11 protein-coding genes and 2 pseudogenes are annotated in these 17724 nt (G+C 63.1%); 7 read left to right on the top strand and 6 right to left on the bottom strand.

Annotated features, from left to right (window positions below):
* Positions 1-57 precede the first annotated feature (57 nt).
* The 3 genes from glgB to I8746_RS11470 form a co-directional block, all read right to left on the bottom strand.
* Positions 58-2268 (bottom strand): 1,4-alpha-glucan branching protein GlgB, encoded by a 2211-nt coding sequence (glgB, locus tag I8746_RS11480; RefSeq protein ID WP_221100702.1) that lies wholly within the window; start codon positions 2266-2268, stop codon positions 58-60.
* Positions 2265-5585, bottom strand: coding sequence for a maltose alpha-D-glucosyltransferase (gene treS / locus I8746_RS11475; RefSeq protein ID WP_221100701.1), 3321 nt, complete (start codon positions 5583-5585; stop codon positions 2265-2267). Before treS ends, glgB begins: the two co-directional genes overlap by 4 nt.
* A gap of 154 nt (positions 5586-5739) precedes the next feature.
* Positions 5740-7758 (bottom strand): alpha-1,4-glucan--maltose-1-phosphate maltosyltransferase, encoded by a 2019-nt coding sequence (locus I8746_RS11470; protein WP_012051791.1) that lies wholly within the window; start codon positions 7756-7758, stop codon positions 5740-5742.
* A 139-nt stretch (positions 7759-7897) separates the two neighbouring features.
* On the opposite strand from I8746_RS11470, the gene I8746_RS11465 reads away from it, so the two are divergent.
* The 3 genes from I8746_RS11465 to I8746_RS11455 all read left to right on the top strand — a co-directional run bounded on the left by I8746_RS11465 (position 7898) and on the right by I8746_RS11455 (position 9668).
* The gene (locus I8746_RS11465) at positions 7898-8059 is read left to right on the top strand and encodes a hypothetical protein (protein ID WP_003251307.1); all 162 of its coding nucleotides are present in this window, start codon (positions 7898-7900) and stop codon (positions 8057-8059) included.
* A gap of 97 nt (positions 8060-8156) precedes the next feature.
* Positions 8157-8393: a hypothetical protein gene (locus I8746_RS11460; protein WP_088512501.1), complete on the top strand. Its 237-nt coding sequence runs from the start codon at positions 8157-8159 to the stop codon at positions 8391-8393.
* A 417-nt stretch (positions 8394-8810) separates the two neighbouring features.
* Positions 8811-9668, top strand: a complete 858-nt coding sequence (locus tag I8746_RS11455; protein ID WP_012051789.1) for an RHS repeat-associated core domain-containing protein — start codon at positions 8811-8813, stop codon at positions 9666-9668.
* Between the two features lie 46 nt (positions 9669-9714).
* Here I8746_RS11455 and I8746_RS27550 read toward each other — a convergent pair.
* From I8746_RS27550 to I8746_RS11445, 3 genes and pseudogenes are all read right to left on the bottom strand, one after another.
* Positions 9715-9819: pseudogene (locus I8746_RS27550) on the bottom strand (IS5/IS1182 family transposase); the annotation flags it as partial.
* Positions 9819-9989: pseudogene (locus tag I8746_RS11450) on the bottom strand (IS5/IS1182 family transposase); the annotation flags it as partial. The pseudogenes I8746_RS27550 and I8746_RS11450, both read right to left, overlap by 1 nt.
* 117 nt (positions 9990-10106) lie before the next feature.
* Positions 10107-11789, bottom strand: a complete 1683-nt coding sequence (locus tag I8746_RS11445; RefSeq protein WP_221100700.1) for an AMP-binding protein — start codon at positions 11787-11789, stop codon at positions 10107-10109.
* A gap of 324 nt (positions 11790-12113) precedes the next feature.
* Between I8746_RS11445 and I8746_RS11440 the strand changes: the two genes are divergently transcribed.
* The 4 genes from I8746_RS11440 to I8746_RS11425 are packed head-to-tail and all read left to right on the top strand — an operon-like array spanning position 12114 to position 17672.
* A complete protein-coding gene (locus tag I8746_RS11440; RefSeq protein WP_003251317.1) occupies positions 12114-13277 on the top strand; it encodes an isovaleryl-CoA dehydrogenase in 1164 nt (387 codons plus the stop codon).
* A 19-nt stretch (positions 13278-13296) separates the two neighbouring features.
* Positions 13297-14904, top strand: a complete 1608-nt coding sequence (locus I8746_RS11435) for a carboxyl transferase domain-containing protein (RefSeq protein WP_004576464.1) — start codon at positions 13297-13299, stop codon at positions 14902-14904.
* Positions 14905-14907: 3 nt separating this feature from the next.
* Complete coding sequence (locus I8746_RS11430) at positions 14908-15723, top strand: gamma-carboxygeranoyl-CoA hydratase (RefSeq protein WP_003251320.1); 816 nt, start codon at positions 14908-14910, stop codon at positions 15721-15723.
* Positions 15720-17672: an acetyl/propionyl/methylcrotonyl-CoA carboxylase subunit alpha gene (locus I8746_RS11425; protein WP_014755937.1), complete on the top strand. Its 1953-nt coding sequence runs from the start codon at positions 15720-15722 to the stop codon at positions 17670-17672. The genes I8746_RS11430 and I8746_RS11425 overlap by 4 nt, the downstream gene beginning before the upstream one ends.
* The last annotated feature ends 52 nt before the right edge of the window (positions 17673-17724 follow it).

Here is a 17724-nt window from a genome sequence, read left to right as displayed (position 1 = left end):
GTTCGGTACCTGTGTAGGAGCGGGTTTACCCGCGAAGGGGCCCGTACAGCCAACCGATCAGGCGGGCTTCATGATCAACACCCCCAGCGGCGGCAGGTTCAGGGCCAGCGATAATGGCTGCCCGTGGCTGGCCACTGCCTCACTGGCCACCGCCCCCAGATTACCCACGTTCGACCCGGCATACAGCTCGGCATCGCTGTTCAGCAGCTCCTGCCAACGCTCGCCGAACGGCACGCCAATGCGGTAACCCTCACGGGGTACCGGGGTGAAGTTGGCCACCACCAGCACCGGCTCGCCGCTGCTGCTCCAGCGCAGCCAGGCGTACACGCTGTTTTGCGCGTCGTCACCGATCAGCCACTGGAAGCCCTGCGGCTGGCAATCCTGCTCGTGCAGCGCCGGCACTTCGCGGTACAGGCGGTTGAGGTCGCCCACCAGGCGCTGCACGCCCTGGTGCTCGGGATACTGCAGCAGGTACCAGTCCAGTTCGCTGTCGTGGTTCCACTCACGCCACTGGCCGAACTCGCAGCCCATGAACAGCAGCTTCTTGCCCGGATGTGCCCACATGAAGGTGAGGTAGGCGCGCAGGTTGGCGAACTTCTGCCAGCGGTCGCCGGGCATCTTGTCGATCAGCGAGTGCTTGCCGTGCACCACCTCATCATGGGAAATGGGCAGGATGAAGTGCTCGGAATAGGCATAGATCAGCCCGAAACTCATCTCGTTGTGGTGGTAGGTGCGGTGCACCGGGTCGTTCTGGATGTAGTGCAGGGTGTCGTGCATCCAGCCCATGTTCCACTTGTAGGCAAAACCCAGGCCGCCCTGTTGGGTAGGCTGGCTGACCCCAGGCCAGGCGGTGGACTCTTCGGCGATGATCAGCGCACCCGGGGCCTCGTGGGCAGCCACGCCGTTAAGGTGGCGGATGAAGTCGATGGCTTCCAGGTTCTCGCGCCCGCCGTGGCGGTTGGGTACCCATTCGCCAGCCTTGCGCGAGTAGTCGCGGTACAGCATCGAGGCCACCGCATCGACGCGCAGGCCGTCGATGTGGAAATGCTTCAACCAGTGCAGCGCCGAAGCCATCATGAAGCCGCGCACTTCATTGCGCCCGAGGTTGTAGATCAGCGTGTTCCAGTCCTGGTGGTAGCCCTCCAGGGGGTTGTCGTATTCGTACAGCGCAGTGCCATCGAAGCGCGCCAGGCCATGTTCGTCGGTGGGAAAATGCGCCGGCACCCAGTCCAGCAGTACACCGATGCCTCCCTGGTGGCAGGCGTCGATGAACGCGGCGAAATCCTCGGCACTGCCGTAGCGCGAGGTGGGCGCGAACATCGACAATGGTTGATAGCCCCAGGAGCCGCCGAACGGGTGTTCCATGATCGGCAGCAGTTCGATGTGGGTAAAGCCCAGTTCCTGCACATAGGGCACCAGCCGCTCGGCCAGTTCGCGCCAGTTGTAGAAACGCCCGACTTCGCCCGCTTCGTCCAGCTCGCAGCGCCATGACCCTGGGTGCAGCTCGTAGATCGACAACGGCGCGTTGTACGCATGGCGCTGGGCGCGTTGCGCCATCCAGTCATGGTCCTGCCAGGCGTGGCTGAGTTCACCGGCTACCTTGGACGCCGTGCTCGGCGGCAGCTCGGTGGCACGGGCCAGCGGATCGGCCTTCAGCGGCAGTATGCCGTCCTTGCCAAGCACTTCGAACTTGTAGGTTTCGCCCACGCCCAGGCGCGGAATGAACAGCTCCCACACCCCCGCGCCATGCCGCAGGCGCATGGGGTGGCGGCGGCCATCCCAGTTGTTGAAATCACCCACCACCGACACCCGCCGGGCATTCGGCGCCCAGACCGAGAAACACACGCCGTCGATGCCATCGACCTGAGTCGGCTGGGCACCGAAGCGCCCGGACAAATCGCGGTGATTGCCTTCCGCGAACAAGTGAAGGTCCATGTCACCCAGTTGCGGGCCGAAGCTGTAGGGGTCTTCGGTAACCTGTTCGCCACCGGCCCAGACGATATGAAACTGGTAGGGCTTTGCCTCATCAAGGTGCGCGCTGAACAACCCAGGCAGGCTGCCCTGCTCCATTTCGGCAAGGACCCGCCCGTCATCCCGGGCCTGAACGCGCACTTTCAGGGCATTGGGCAGAAAGGCGCGGACCACCTGCCCGCCTGCACCGTCGCCGTGGGGGCCGAGTACCGCAAAAGGATCGGCGTGTTCGGCGCGGGCCAGGGCGTCGAGGTCCCGTTGCCGAAGGCCACCGTTTTCACGCGTTGTAACGTTCATTCTGACTCTCCCCAGGTACTGATCAGTCCATGCAGACCATGCAAAGGCACGGCCAGCCAGCTCGGACGGTTTTCGGCTTCGTATGTAATCTCGTAGGCGGCTTTTTCCAGGCAGAACAATTCCAGCGCCGCGCGCTCACCCTCGGCGTGCTGCCAGGCGTGAGGCATGGCGGCGGTGGCCAGCCCATAGGCTTCGACAAAGGCATGCCGGGACTGGTGCAGGTACTGCCGGGCAACCCGCTGCCGGGCTTGCCGCGCCGGCTCGGAAAGGTCCACCGCAGACGCGCTGCGCAAGATCATCGCAGCAGCATAGTCGAAGGAACGCAGCACGCCGCTGACATCCTTGTAGGGGCTGTGTTTTGCCCGGCGCTCTTCAAGGGGCCGGGCGGGTTCACCTTCAAAATCGATGAGGTAGGCATCACCCTGCACCACGAGCACCTGGCCCAGGTGCAGGTCGCCGTGCACACGCATCAGCAGGCCACCCTGAGCCTGCTTGCTCAGGGTGTCGATGTGCTGGGCCAGGCCGTCACGCTGTTGCTGCAGGTCGTCGACCAAGGACTGGCTGTCGCTGTCCAGCGTGTCGCGATGCTGCGCCAGCAGGTCGAGGGCGTGGGTCAGTTCGGTGCTGATCTGTGCACACCAGCGCTCGCTGTCCTGCGCATCGCTGGGGCGCGGCTGGAAGGCCAGGTCTTCGGTGGGTGCGGCCAGCAGCAGGTGCATCTCGCCCAGGCGCTGGCCAAGCAAGGCCGCAAAGCCGCTGAGTTCGGCCAATGCGTCAGTGTGCGCTTCGGCGTCGTTGCGGGTGGGCTCCATCTGGTCGCGGATGGCCCGTTCCAGCGTGTTCTGGGTCCAGCCCCAGGCATCGCCCTGGTTACTCAGGTAACCCTGAGCAATCATCAGCAGGTGCGGCGCGTGTTGCTCGTCCACCCGGCTGACCCAGGCCAGCAGCGGCGAGATGTTGGCAAAGCCGGCGGCGGTCAGGTAGGCACTCATTTCCAGCTCTGGATGGATACCCGGGTTGACCCGGCGGATCAGTTTAAGCACCACGCGATCGCCGATGACCACCGAACTGTTGGACTGCTCGGCGCTGAGGTAGCGCACTTCGCTCTCCTCGTCGAGCGCCAGGCCGGCCAGCTGCTCTGTGCATTCAAAGCGCAATTCACCCTCACCGTCGCCGCACGGCAGACGCAGTCCATCCTCGCAGGCTTGCATCACAGCGTGAATGAACGGCTCAAGGACGAAGGCGTCTGTGATCAAGCCAACCTGGTGGGTACGGCGCACCCGCGACAACGCCAGCTGCTGCGGCAGCGCGGTGTGGATCTGTTCCTCACGCAGCAGGCCGAACGGCAGCTGGTAGCGGGTGGCCGTGCCGTCACTGAGTACCTCGATTTCGCTGAGCAACACCGGCGTGGTGGCGGTGCCGAAACGCACGCCGTAACACAGGCGCACGGCATCGATCGGCCCTTCCTTGCCGGCGAACCAGCGGCGTTTGGGCAGGTACTGCGGCAGGATGGTGCTTTGCAGCGTATCGCTTGCGGGGGCTTGCAGCAGTTCTTCCATGCGCTTGCGCAGTACCAATGTGGTCAATTCGGGTAACCCCTCGGTGGGCTGGATGTGCCAGCTGGGCATGCGATCGCGGCTGGCCAGCAGGAACCAGTAGAACGCATAAGGTGGCAAGGTCAGCAGAAACGGCAGTTGGCCGATTGGCGGGAACGCGCTGCCGCCCAGCATCTCCACCGGTACTTTGTCGGCGTATTGTGATAATTCGAGTTCGGCAGCCTGGGCGGCGCGGGACACGTTGGCCACGCAGAGGATGACCTCGGTATTGCCGTCAGCATCGGTGTACTCGCGGATATAGGCAAGGATGCGCCGGTTGCTGGGCGTGAGGGTGCGCAGGCTGCCGCGGCCAAAGGCCTTCTGCTGCTTACGCACCGCCAGCATGCGCCGGGTCCAGTTCAGCAGCGAATGCGGATCGTGGCTTTGCGCCTCGACGTTGACGGTCTGGTAACCGTAGAGCGGGTCCATGATCGGCGGCAGCACCAGGCGTTGCGGGTCGGCGCGGGAAAAACCGCCGTTGCGGTCTGGCGACCACTGCATGGGTGTGCGAACGCCATCGCGGTCACCCAGATAGATATTGTCGCCCATACCCAGTTCGTCGCCGTAATACAGGGTTGGCGTGCCGGGCATCGACAACAGCAGGCTGGTCAGCAGCTCTATGCGCCGACGGTCACGCTGCAGCAGGGGCGCCAGGCGCCGGCGAATGCCCAGGTTGATGCGCGCGCGGCGGTCTTCGGCGTAGTAGTTCCACAGGTAGTCGCGCTCGCGGTCGGTGACCATTTCCAGGGTCAGTTCATCATGGTTGCGCAAAAAGATCGCCCACTGGCAGTTGGCCGGGATTTCCGGCGTCTGGCGCAGGATATCGGTGATCGGGAAGCGGTCTTCCATGGCCAGGGCCATGTACATGCGCGGCATCAACGGAAAGTGGAAGGCCATATGGCATTCGTCGCCGTCGCCTTCACCGAAGTACGGGCGCGTGTCTTCCGGCCACTGGTTGGCTTCGGCCAGCAGCATGCGATCGGGGTAGTTGGCGTCGATCTCGGCGCGGATCGCCTTGAGCACGTCGTGGGTTTCGGCGAGGTTTTCGTTGTTGGTGCCGTCGCGCTCGATCAGGTAAGGGATCGCGTCCAGCCGCAGGCCATCTACACCCAGGTCGAGCCAGAAGCGCATGACGCCGATCACCGCCTTGAGCACCTGCGGGTTGTCGAAATTGAGGTCCGGCTGGTGGGAATAGAACCGGTGCCAGAAGTACTGGCCGGCGACCGGGTCCCAGGTCCAGTTGGACTTTTCGGTGTCGAGGAAGATGATGCGCGTGCCGTCGTACTTCTGGTCGTCGTCCGACCACACGTAAAACTCGCGCGCCTTGCTGCCGCGCTTGGCGTGGCGGGCGCGCTGGAACCACGGGTGCTGGTCGCTGGTGTGGTTGATGACCAGCTCGGTGATCACCCGCAGGCCGCGCTTGTGGGCCTCGGCGATGAAACGGCGGGCGTCGGCCATGCTGCCGTAGTCCGGGTGCACGGCCTTGTATTCGGCGATGTCGTAGCCGTCGTCACGGCGTGGCGAGGGATAGAACGGCAGCAGCCACAGGGTGTTGACGCCCAGCTCGGCGATATAGTCGAGCTTGCTGATCAGGCCGGCGAAATCACCGATGCCATCGTTGTTCGAGTCGAAGAATGACTTGATGTGCAGCTGATAGATGACAGCGTCCTTGTACCAAAGCGGGTCGTCGATGAAGGCTGCCGGGCGGGAACGCTTGGCCATGTGCGACTCCTTTCAATTGCATGTTTGCCCCTTCTTGCACCATCGCTGTGGGAGCGGGCGTGCCCGCGAATCAGCCACCGCGGTGCTTGGCACCGGCTCTGCCGGTGTTCGCGGGCGTGCCCGCTCCCACAGGGGAAAAGGCTACAGACCGGTTTTACCCGGCTTTCGCGATACGCCAGATGCCGAACGGCAGGTGCCAGGGCTCTATGCGCATCCATTGGGTCTTGCCGTACCACGACCAGCGGTGGCCGTTCATCAGGTCTTCACCCTGGGTTTCGGCGTTGTCGTCCAGCCCCAATTCCCACAGGGGCAACTCGAAGTGCGCCTCCTGGGCGTTGTGCGGGTCCAGGCTGACGGCCACCAGGATGTAGTTGTCCCGCTCGGGCGTACGCTTGGCGAAGTACAGGATGTTGTCGTTCCAGCAATTGAAGAAGGCCACGCCCAGGTGGGTTTGCAAGGCGCGGTTCTGCCGGCGGATGCGGTTGAGCTGGGCGATCTCGGCGATGATGTTGCCGGGCTGGGTGAAGTCGCGTGGGCGGATTTCGTACTTCTCCGAATCCAGGTACTCCTCCTTGCCCGGCAACGGCGTGCCCTCACACAGCTCGAAGCCCGAATACATGCCCCACAAGCCTGAGCCCATGGTCGCCAGCGCGGCACGGATAAGAAAACCTGCGCGGCCGGAGGTGTGCAGGAAGAACGGGTTGATGTCCGGCGTGTTGACGAAGAAGTTGGGCCGGTAGCACTGGCTCCACGGCGGCTGGTTGAGCTGCTCGAAATATTCGCGCAGCTCCTGCTTGTGGTTGCGCCAGGTGAAATAGGTATAGCTCTGTGCGTAGCCGACCTTGCCCAGGCGCGCCATCATCGCCGGTTTGGTAAAGGCTTCGGCAAGGAAGATGACGTCGGGGTGCTGGCTGCGCACATTGGCGATGAGCCATTGCCAGAACGGCAGCGGCTTGGTGTGCGGGTTGTCGACGCGGAAAGTCTTTACGCCCTCCTCGACCCAGCCGACCACCACATCGCGCAGGGCCAGCCACAGCGAGGGCACGGCCTCCGGCGCATAGAAATCGACGTTGACGATGTCCTGGTACTTTTTCGGCGGGTTTTCAGCGTAGCGGATGGTGCCGTCCGGGCGCCAGCTGAACCAGCCCGGGTGCTCCTTGAGCCAGGGGTGGTCCTGGGAGCACTGGATGGCGAAATCGAGGGCAATTTCCAGGCCGTGTTCCGCCGCTGCGGCCACCAGACGGCGGAAGTCATCGCGGCTGCCCAGTTGCGGGTGAATGGCCTCGTGGCCGCCTTCCGGGCTGCCGATGGCATAAGGGCTGCCCGGGTCGCCCGGCTCGGCCTTGAGGGCGTTGTTGCGGCCCTTGCGATGCTGCATGCCGATGGGGTGGATGGGCGGGAAGTACAGTACGTCGAAGCCCATGTCGCGGATCATCGGCAGCCGTTCGTGCACGTCGTTGAAGGTGCCGTGGCGCTGCGGGTCGTCGGTCATCGAGCGCGGGAACAGCTCGTACCAGCTGGCGAACAGGGCGGCCGGGCGGTCGACATCAAGGGGAAACTCAGGGCTGCGGGTCAGGTAGCTGCGGTGTTCGGCTTCGCCCATCAGGCGGGCGGTGGTCGGGTCGAGAAAGACGGCTACCTGGTCATCGGTACTGAGGGTGGCCAGGCGGTGTTGCACGGCCTCGAGCTCTTCGCGCAGGGCGCCGCTGCACAGCTCGATGCCTTTGCCCAGCATCAAACGGCCTTCTTCCAGCTCCAGTTTCACCTCGACGCCGGCGTGGTACTTCTTCTCCAGGTCGTGGCAATAGGTGGCAAACGGGTCGATCCAGGCCTCGATACTGAACCGGTGCGGGCCCAGCTCGGTGGGGGTGAATTCGGCCAGCCACAGGTCGTTGCCCGCCGCCTGCATCGACACGCAATGCCAGCGCCTGCTGTGCGCCTGGCGCCAGTTGAGCATCACCGCCAGGCGGTCGTGGCCGTCGCTGTAGGCCTTGGTGCTGACTGTCACGGGCTGGCCGCTGACGGCCTTGGCGGCGAAGCTGCCGGCGTCGAGCACGGGTTGGGTGTCTTCGATCACGATGCGTGGCGCCAACAGCGCCTGGGCCAGGCTAATGGCCTGGTCCGGGTGATCGTTCGCCATGGGCACGCTTTCAAAGGGCTCGTTTCGTGACATCGACCTTGCTCCCTCAGGCTGGTGGCGGTAAGGGTTCAGAGCCGGGCACAGGCGGGGGGTTCAAAATAATTGAGCGAACGGCAGCTGCCAGCGGTCAGAGCCTACAGCACCTCTTCACCCACCCACGCGAGGTCAGGCCATGAACATTCCCATTCCACCGGAGACACCCGATCCCAACATCGACGACCCGAGCTTGCCGCCACCCGTACCGGAAGAAGACCCGGACGAGCTGCCGATCAAGCCGACCGTGCCGCCGACGGTTGGTGACCCGCCGAGTCAGGAGCCACCGGTGAAGGCTTAAGGGTAGACCACGCTACCTGATATTTTTGCCAGTAGCGGTGCCGATGGGTTGTGCTGAAGATTGAGGCTCCAGATATCAAGCCAGGAGCCTCTTAATCGTGGATACCGCAACCCGCCGGCAGCGTGAGGAATATGAGCGACAAGTGGTCGATATGCTTCAGGATGCAGGTGTGGTCGACTCGGGGCCAGGTACCGTGCTGGCACATCTGGACAGGGACAAATGCGAATTTGCGTTGATGCGCCTGGAGGCGCGTTACAGTGTTCGTTTGCGGCGTGATTACCTGAGCGTTGCCGAGGTTGCCGGCGAACTCTACAAGGCGTTGGATGAGCGCTGACCATTTCGGCCCTTTCGCGGGCTTGCCCGCGCCCACAGGTACTGCGCCGTATCATAGGTCGGCGCGGGCCCTGTAGGAGCAACTGTCTTCTCGTGGAAGCTGGCCTTGCCTGCGCGAAATAGGGGCCGGACAGCCCAGCACATCATTCATGTTGACGCGGTTTAACTGTGCTCGCCGCTACGAATGACCGTTACTGGATCACTGAGTCGCGACAGCTATTAAATCCATTAGCCTAGGATTTACACAGAGTTCAATACAACTGACATTTCTGCCAGCAGCACAGGTGCTCTACTTTAGAGCATGCTTCCCGTGATTACCCTACTAAAAGCGGCTTGGCTTGGCCGTACATAGACCGAGGCGAAATCACAGCACTTTCAAGAAGCAAGCCGACAACTGCGCGAAGCAAAGGAGTCATGAATGCCCCCATCAACTCCACACACTCAAAGCCCTCTGCCGATATGCTTTACCCCCTATGGCCACAGTGGGGGGATCGGCGACGCGGCCATCGCCACTGGTTTCAATGGTGTTCCGTTTGATATTCACGCCAATTGCTACCACTTAGGCCAGGGCTATCGGGCATTCTTTCCCGGGTTAATGCGATTCTCCAGCCCCGATAGCCTGAGCCCGTTTGGGCTCGGTGGACTGAACGCGTATGCCTATTGTAATGGCGACCCTGTTAACTACGGCGACCCCCAGGGCACAGCCGGAGTGCCGATTGGGCGGACTGGGAACACCCCTCGTCCTGGGAGGGTCACCGCGAAAGGCCAATTTGGTATTGGCAACACATCGCATCAAGTAAAATCCTATAGGAACGCAATGCGGGAGAATGAGAAGGTGCAGGGAGTCGATATCGCTCTGGGCCTCTTAAATCATGAAGTTGATCTATTCAATGCCGTGACAAAGGATCTGAAAAAATTGGATAATACCGCCGTTCGTAGAAACCCCTTCGTCCGGGAAAAGCTCATCAAGGCTAGTACTGAGGCGTTTACAGACCATATGAAGAATGTATTAGTCGGCGAGAAGCGACGGTATGCTGATGATGTTATTTTAACCGATGCGCATAGAAAATACCTGAGCACCCTCGATTCAGCATTGATACGTGCCTACGCTCCGTACCGGGAACATCAGAGCCACTGGTACCACCCTGGGTACCATATTGAGGGGATAAGGGATACACCCCTGTTGCTGGCACAATGGGCAATAAGGGACGCTAAATTATTGCTCGATGTCGGTGATTCACCACTTTACCGCGGAGTTAAGGATAGTCTGAAGTAGTCATACATTTCTGGCTGACTGCAGTATCTGCCGATTTCAAAAGCGCCAGGCACACCTCTGCTGCGTTGGCCAGCAAATGTCGGCGGGCCATCCACAGATTCGACAGGGCAAACAGCGTCACCATCTGCGCCGCATTCTCTGACAATCCTCGCCGCGATCCCCCAGGTGGCCGTTGATCACGGCCAGAATTACGTACGCCAACTTATGGTTCTCCAGCAGACGACGGAAGTTGAGGATGGGGGTTTCGTACGGCGCTTCCTCCATCGCAGGATCGCTGTAACCGAACCAGTTCTACATCAGGTGCACGCGCAACATCGCAATTTTCCTGGCATGCAGCGACCTCAATATCGAGCCAATGTAATAGATCCGGAATCTGATGCTGGCATGGCTTGGCCTCATCGTGGGTTCACCCGCGAAGAGGCCGGATAACCCAGTGCATCAACCTGCAGAAACAGCCGAAATTTCTGCGACACTGATCTCACGCATCCTGAATTTTTGCACCTTGCCTGTCACCGTCATCGGGTATTCGTCAACGAAACGGATATACCGCGGCACCTTGAAGTGGGCAATGCGCGCCTTGCACCAGCCCTGCAGCTCCTCGGCCGTGGCGCTGTGCCCAGGGTGCAGCTTGATCCAGGCGACGATCTCTTCGCCATAGCGGCTACACGGGATGCCGATCACCTGCGCATCGGCCACCGCCGGGTGGGTGTAGAAAAACTCTTCCAGCTCACGCGGGTAAATGTTCTCGCCGCCGCGAATGATCATGTCCTTGTTGCGCCCGACGATTCGCACATAGCCCTGCTCATCCATCACCGCCAGGTCGCCCGAATGCATCCAGCCGGCCGGGTCGATGGCATCCGCCGTGGCCTGGGGGTTGTCCCAGTAGCCCAGCATCACGCTGTAGCCGCGGGTGCACAGTTCGCCAATCTCGCCGCGGGCGATGATGCAGCCGTCGGCGTCCACCAGTTTGTTTTCCAGCTGCGGCTGGGTGCGGCCGACGGTGGTCACGCGCAACTCCAGGTCATCGTCCGGGCCGGTCTGCAGCGACACCGGGCTGGTTTCGGTCATGCCGTAGGCGATCTGCACTTCAGCCATGTGCATCTGGTCGATGACCCGGCGCATCACCTCGATCGGGCAGGTGGCGCCGGCCATGATGCCGCTGCGCAGGGTCGACAGGTCCATCTGCGCACGCGATGGGTGATCGAGCATGGCGATGAACATGGTCGGCACGCCGTACAGGATGCTGGCACGCTCCTCGGCCACGGCGCGCAGGGTGAGCTCGGCGTCGAAGGCGTCGTTGGGGTAGATCATGGTGCTGCCGTGGGTGATGCAGCCGAGGTTGGCCATGACCATGCCGAAGCAATGGTACAGCGGCACCGGGATCACCATACGGTCGCGGGCCGTCAGGCCTAGGCTTTCACCCACCATGAAACCGTTGTTGAGGATGTTGTAGTGACTGAGCGTGGCACCTTTGGGCGCACCGGTGGTGCCTGAGGTGTACTGGATGTTTACCGGCTGGTCGAATTGTAGGCTTTGCTGACGGGCTGTGCAGGCCTCAACAGACGTCTGCCCTGCCCGCTCGGCCAAGGCGTGCCAGGGCAGGAAGCCGGCAGGCGGGTTGGCGGCCAGGCTGATGACACCACGCAACTGGGGCAGGCATTCACTGGCCAGCTCACCAGGCCGGGCGCTGGCCAGTTCAGGCACCAGCGCCAGCACCATGGCGTGGTAATCAGACGTCTTGAAGGCTTCAGCGCAGACCAGCCAGCGGCAACCGGACTGGCGCAACACGTATTCCAGCTCACCCACACGGTAGGCCGGGTTGATGTTGACCAGGATGGCGCCGACCTTGGCACTGGCCAACTGCAAGATGCACCACTGGGCGCAGTTGGGCGACCAGATGCCAACACGGTCGCCGGTGTTCACGCCCAGTGCGATCAGCGCACGGGCGTGTATTTCGACCTGTTCGGCCAACTGCCGCCAGCTGTAACGCAAGCCCTGGTGGCGGGACACCAGGGCCTCGCTGTCGCAACAGCGGGCCACGGTGGCATCAAAGGCCTGGCCGATGGTCTGGGTCAGCAAGGGTCGGTCCTGGCGACCGCGGGTATAGCTCGGTTGACTCATGGGTGTCCCTTCTTGTGGTTGTTTTGGGCACGGCTGAAGCAAGCGGGAATACTCTGGCGCAGATTTACGTTTACGTAAAGGTGACGAGTGGATTGACAGTGCCTCCCCGCAGGTTTACGTTAACGTAAAGGTGATGAACGATACCGGAACCTCCGGCATGACGCCGACCCTTGCAGGAGCGGGCTTGCCCGCGAATGCGATCACCCAGGCAATGACGGTGGTCCTGCTGACGCATTCGCGGGCAAGCCCGCTCCTACAGGGGTCGGCGGTTAGGCTTTGAGCTACGGTGTTACCCAATTTCCAAGAACAAGAAGGTGCCCCAGCATGCATTACCCCTCCCTGAACTTCGCCCTGGGCGAGACCATCGACATGCTCCGCGACCAGGTGCGCACCTTCGTCGCCGCCGAACTGGCCCCGCGTGCCGCGCAGATCGACCACGACAACCTGTTCCCCGCCGACATGTGGCGCAAGTTCGGTGACATGGGCCTGCTGGGCATCACCGTACCGGAAGAGTATGGCGGCGCTGGCCTGGGCTACCTGGCCCATGTGGTGTCGATGGAAGAAATCAGCCGTGGCTCCGCCTCGGTGGCGCTGTCCTACGGCGCCCATTCCAACCTGTGCGTCAACCAGATCAACCGCAACGGCACCCATGAGCAGAAGCTCAAGTACTTGCCCAAGCTGATCAGCGGCGAGCACATCGGCGCCTTGGCCATGAGCGAGCCCAATGCCGGCTCCGACGTGGTGTCGATGAAACTGCGCGCAGAAAAACGCGGCGATCACTACGTGCTCAACGGCAGCAAGACCTGGATCACCAACGGTCCCGACGCCAACACCTACGTGATTTACGCCAAGACCGACCTGGACAAGGGTGCGCACGGCATCACCGCGTTCATCGTCGAGCGTGACTGGAAGGGCTTCAGCCGCAGCAACAAGTTCGACAAGCTGGGCATGCGTGGGTCCAACACCTGCGAGCTGTTCTTCGACGGTGTGGAAGTGCCGGCAGAGAACATTCTGGGCCAGCTTAACGGCGGCGTGCGCGTCCTGATGAGCGGCCTGGACTACGAACGTGTGGTGCTGTCCGGCGGCCCGACCGGCATCATGCAAAGCTGCATGGACCTGGTGGTGCCGTATATCCACGACCGCAAGCAATTCGGCCAGAGCATCGGCGAGTTCCAGCTGATCCAGGGCAAGATTGCCGACATGTACACCCAGCTGAACGCCAGCCGCGCCTACCTGTATGCCGTGGCCCAGGCCTGCGACCGTGGCGAGACCACCCGCAAGGATGCTGCCGGGGTGATCCTGTACACCGCCGAGCGCGCCACGCAAATGGCCCTGGAGGCGATCCAGATTCTTGGCGGCAACGGCTATATCAACGAATTCCCGGCTGGGCGCCTGTTGCGCGACGCCAAACTGTACGAAATCGGTGCCGGCACCAGCGAAATCCGCCGGATGCTGATCGGCCGCGAACTGTTCAACGAAACCCGCTGAACATAAGGGACGGGCGCACATGGCTACCTTGCACACCCAGATCAACCCGCGTTCGGCAGAATTTGCCGTCAACAGCGCGGCCATGCTCGAACAGGTCCAGGCCCTGCGCGGCTTGCTCGCCCAGGTTGCCCAGGGCGGCGGGCCCAAGGCCCAGGAACGGCATACCTCGCGTGGCAAACTGCTGCCGCGCGAGCGTATCGACCGCCTGCTGGACCCGGGCTCGCCGTTCCTCGAAATCGGCCAGTTGGCCGCCCATGAGGTGTACGGCGAAGACGTGCCAGCGGCGGGCGTGATTGCCGGCATCGGCCGCGTGGAAGGCGTGGAATGCATGATCGTGGCCAACGACGCCACGGTAAAAGGCGGTTCGTACTACCCGCTGACGGTGAAGAAGCACCTGCGTGCACAAACCATCGCCCTGCAGAACCGCCTGCCGTGCATCTATCTGGTGGACTCCGGCGGCGCCAACTTGCCACGCCAGGACGAAGTGTTCCCCGACCGCGAGCATTTCGGGCGCATCTTCTTCAACCAGGCCAACATGAGCGCGCAAGGCATCCCGCAGATCGCCGTGGTGATGGGCTCGTGCACCGCTGGCGGCGCCTACGTGCCGGCCATGGCCGACGAAGCGATCATGGTGCGCCAGCAGGCGACCATCTTCCTCGCCGGGCCGCCGTTGGTAAAAGCCGCCACCGGTGAAGTGGTGAGCGCCGAAGACTTGGGGGGCGCCGATGTGCATTGCCGCACCAGCGGCGTGGCCGACCACTATGCCGACAACGACGAACATGCCCTGGCCCTGGCCCGGCGCAGCGTGGCCAACCTCAACTGGCACAAGCAGGGCAAGCTACAACGCCTGGCACCGGTGGCACCGCTGTATGCGGCCGATGAGCTGTACGGCGTGGTGCCGGCCGATGCCAAGCAACCGTTCGACGTGCGCGAGGTGATCGCCCGCCTGGTCGATGGCTCGGTGTTCGATGAGTTCAAGGCGCTGTTCGGTACCACGCTGGTGTGCGGTTTCGCCCACCTGCATGGCTACCCGGTGGCGATCCTGGCCAACAACGGCATCCTGTTCGCCGAAGCCGCGCAAAAAGGTGCGCACTTCATCGAACTGGCCTGCCAACGCGGCATCCCGCTGCTGTTCCTGCAGAACATTACCGGTTTCATGGTCGGCAAGAAGTACGAAGAAGGCGGCATCGCCAAGCACGGCGCCAAGCTGGTCACCGCCGTGGCCTGCGCCCAGGTGCCGAAGTTCACGGTGATCATCGGCGGCAGCTTTGGTGCCGGCAACTACGGCATGTGCGGCCGCGCCTACGACCCGCGCTTCCTGTGGATGTGGCCCAACGCACGGATTGGCGTGATGGGCGCCGAACAGGCCGCCGGGGTGCTGGCCCAGGTCAAGCGCGAGCAGAGCGAACGCAGCGGCCAGCCATTCAGTGCCGAAGACGAAGCCAGGCTCAAGCAGCCGATCCTCGACCAGTACGAGCGTCAGGGCCACCCCTATTATTCCAGCGCCCGCCTGTGGGACGACGGCGTCATCGACCCGGCACAGACCCGCGACGTCCTCGGCCTGGCGTTGTCTGCCGCGCTGAACGCGCCGATCGAACAGAGCCGCTTCGGCATTTTCCGGATGTGACCCATGAGCGATTTCAGCACCCTTGAAGTGATCCGCGACCCGCGCGGCTTTGCCACCCTGTGGTTAAGCCGCGAGGACAAGAACAACGCCTTCAACGCGCAGATGATCCGCGAGCTGATCGTGGCCATCGACCAGTTGGCCGAAGACGCCAGCCTGCGCTTTGTGCTGCTGCGTGGCCGTGGCCGGCATTTCAGCGCCGGTGCCGACCTGGCCTGGATGCAGCAGTCGGCACAACTGGACTTCAACACCAACCTGGATGATGCCCACGAACTGGGCGAGCTGATGTACGCCCTGCATCGCCTCAAGGCCCCGACCCTGGCCGTGGTGCAAGGCGCAGCCTTTGGCGGCGCGCTGGGCCTGATCAGCTGCTGCGACATGGCCATCGGCGCCGAAGACGCCCAACTGTGCCTGTCGGAAGTACGCATCGGCCTGGCCCCGGCGGTCATCAGCCCGTTCGTGGTCAAGGCCATTGGCGAACGCGCCGCGCGCCGCTACGCCCTCACCGCCGAGCGTTTCACTGGCGTGCGCGCCCGCGAGCTGGGCCTGCTGGCCGAGGTGTACCCCGCCAGCGAACTGGACGACCACGTCGAAGCCTGGGTAAGCAACCTGCTGCAGAACAGCCCACAAGCATTGCGCGCCACCAAGGACTTGCTGCGCGAAGTGGACGACGGCGAACTCAGCCCGGCCCTGCGCCGTTACTGCGAAAACACCATCGCCCGTATCCGCGTCAGCGCCGAAGGCCAGGAGGGCCTGCGCGCTTTCCTGGAAAAACGCCGCCCTGCCTGGCAAACCGTTGACAAGAAGGAGCCGCGCCCATGAGCCGCCCCGCTTTGACCACCCTGCTGGTCGCCAACCGCGGCGAAATCGCTTGCCGGGTGATGCGCACCGCCAAGGCCATGGGCCTGACCACTGTCGCCGTGCACAGCGCCACCGACCGTGACGCCCGTCACAGCCGCGAAGCCGACATCCGCGTCGACCTGGGCGGCACCAAGGCTGCCGAAAGCTACCTGCTGGTCGACAAGCTGCTGGCCGCAGCCAAGGCCAGCGGCGCCCAGGCCATCCACCCAGGTTATGGCTTTCTGTCCGAGAACGCAGGTTTCGCCCGCGCCATCGAGCAGGCCGGACTGATCTTCCTCGGCCCACCGGCCAGCGCCATCGACGCCATGGGCAGCAAATCGGCAGCCAAGGCGCTGATGGAGGCCGCCGGCGTGCCGTTGGTACCGGGCTACCATGGCGAGGCCCAAGACCTGGACACCTTCCGCGCCGCGGCCGAACGCATCGGCTACCCGGTGCTGCTCAAGGCCAGCGCTGGCGGCGGTGGCAAGGGCATGAAAGTGGTCGAGGAAGAAAGCCAGTTGGCCGACGCCCTGGCGTCGGCCCAGCGTGAGGCACAGTCGTCGTTCGGCGATGCGCGCATGCTGGTAGAAAAGTACGTGCTCAAGCCGCGCCATGTCGAAATCCAGGTGTTTGCCGACCAGCACGGTAACTGCCTGTACCTTAACGAACGCGACTGTTCCATTCAGCGTCGCCATCAGAAGGTGGTGGAAGAGGCCCCTGCCCCCGGCCTGTCGCCCGAACTGCGCCGGGCCATGGGCGAAGCGGCGGTGCGTGCCGCCCAGGCTATCGGTTACGTGGGTGCTGGCACCGTGGAGTTTCTGCTTGATGCACGTGGCGAATTCTTCTTCATGGAGATGAACACCCGCCTGCAGGTGGAACACCCGGTCACCGAGGCCATCACCGGCCTGGACCTTGTTGCCTGGCAAATTCGCGTGGCCTGCGGCGAAGCCCTGCCGATCACACAGGAACAGGTGCCGCTGTTCGGCCATGCCATCGAAGTGCGCCTGTATGCCGAAGACCCGGCCAACGATTTCTTACCCGCGACCGGCAAATTGGCGCTGTACCGTGAATCGGCACCTGGCGAAGGCCGGCGGGTGGACAGCGGGGTCAGCGAAGGCGATGTGGTGTCGCCGTTCTACGACCCGATGCTGGGCAAGCTGATTGCTTGGGGTGAAAACCGCGAACAGGCACGCCTGCGCTTGCTGGCCATGCTCGACGAGTTTGCCATTGGCGGATTGAAGACCAACATCGCCTTCCTGCGCCGCATTCTCGCGCACCCTGCGTTCGCGGCGGCAGAGCTGGACACCGGCTTCATTCCCCGCCACCAGGATGTGCTGCTGCCGGCGCCACGTGCGCTGCCGGCTGGCTTTTGGGAGGCGGCAGCCGAAGCCTGGCTGCAGGGCCAGGCGGGGCATCAGCGCGAAGACGATCGCCATTCGCCGTGGAGCGGGCGTAATGGACTGCGCTTGGGCCTGCCTGCACGCAGCAGCTTGCATCTGGTGAGTGCTGGGCACGATCAGGCAGTGGCCCTGGAGCGCAGCGCTGCTTCTACCTGGCAGCTGCAAGGTGAGCAGTTGGTGCATGACCAGAACGGCGTGCGTCGCCAGCATCTGGCAATCCGTCGGGGTGGCACGCTGTACCTGCACTGGGATGGCGAAATGCATGCCATCGAAGCCTTCGACCCGATTGCCGAGGCCGAAGCCAGCCACAGCCATCAGGGTGGGCTGGGTGCGCCCATGAACGGCAGTATCGTGCGGGTGCTGGTCGAACCTGGGCAGGTGGTGGAAGCCGGTACTGCGCTGGTGGTACTGGAGGCCATGAAGATGGAGCACAGCATTCGTGCGCCGCATGCCGGCACAGTGAAGGCGCTGTTCTGCCTGGAGGGGGACATGGTCAGCGAAGGGACTGTGCTGGTCGAACTGGTGGAATAACGGTGCCGGAGGGCCGCTTTGCGGCCCTAACGCAACACAAGGCTGCCACTGC

It is taken from the genome of Pseudomonas sp. USTB-Z (assembly GCF_019691255.1).
GTDB classification, from domain to species: Bacteria; Pseudomonadota; Gammaproteobacteria; order Pseudomonadales; family Pseudomonadaceae; genus Aquipseudomonas; species Aquipseudomonas alloputida.
Note: the sequence above shows the minus strand (reverse complement) of the source record. Positions and strands in the feature narration are given on the sequence as shown.